Genomic DNA, 759 nt, shown 5'->3' with positions numbered 1-759 from the left:
AACAGTTAAACTCATTAAACACGGAACTAAACTATCACGTATCACACTCCCTAAAACAAAATAACCTTCCAACCTATCTCTTTTTTAAAGAAGCAACGCTTCTTATGCAAAGGATGTAAAACAACCTTTATCGCTTCAACTTCGATGGTAAAACGAAATTGTTTTATCTCCAAACGTGTCATCCAAACACTAGCTGCCGAAGGACAGTTTATTACTTCTGAAAAAGATATCGCTTTTAGACAGAGTGTTTCAACAACTACTGTTAATCGTACTTTACACCAATGGTCTCCTCAATTCAAACCGAACTATCAAAGGCTTCTACTACATCTTTCAATGGATGAATTCAAATCGGTAAAGAGTGCTGATAGTCAGATGCGTTTTATTTGCACTGATGCGAAAAAATATGAAATCATTGATATCCTCCCATCTAGAAGATTGCATCATCTCAGAGATTACTTTTTAAATTATTCATATGAAGCGAGAGCCTCAATAATAAACGTGCAGCGTCATGACGTTTGTGAAGGCGACTCTAGCGGGAAAAGTGGCAGCTGAATACCCCACAGCGAAGCGCGGAGGATGAACCGTCACCCGCAGAAAGCGTCCTTCACATTAGGAATGACTACAAAAAAAAGCAGCTACCAAAAAAGGTAGCTGCCAAAAATGACTTATTTTACTAAATTTTGAATAACAACACTATTTGACATAGAGCCAAAAAAGCCCCGATTATTATTAGTTAAATATAATATAAGTTATCTGACG

The 759-nt window shown here is 37.0% G+C and carries 1 protein-coding gene; it reads left to right on the top strand.

The window, feature by feature from the left end:
• Positions 1–144: 144 nt before the first annotated feature.
• Complete coding sequence (locus tag BCAMP_RS12100; RefSeq protein WP_051457097.1) at positions 145–552, top strand: transposase; 408 nt, start codon at positions 145–147, stop codon at positions 550–552.
• The last annotated feature ends 207 nt before the right edge of the window (positions 553–759 follow it).

It is taken from the genome of Brochothrix campestris FSL F6-1037, from assembly GCF_000525915.1.
Taxonomy (GTDB): domain Bacteria; phylum Bacillota; class Bacilli; order Lactobacillales; family Listeriaceae; genus Brochothrix; species Brochothrix campestris.
The sequence above is the reverse complement of the archived record's forward strand: the minus strand, read 5'-3'. Positions and strand labels throughout refer to the sequence as shown.

What these genes read in the sequence shown, in the direction of transcription:
- BCAMP_RS12100 (WP_051457097.1), top strand. Translation starts at nt 145, where the DNA reads ATGGTAAAACGAAATTGTTTTATCTCCAAACGTGTCATCCAAACACTA.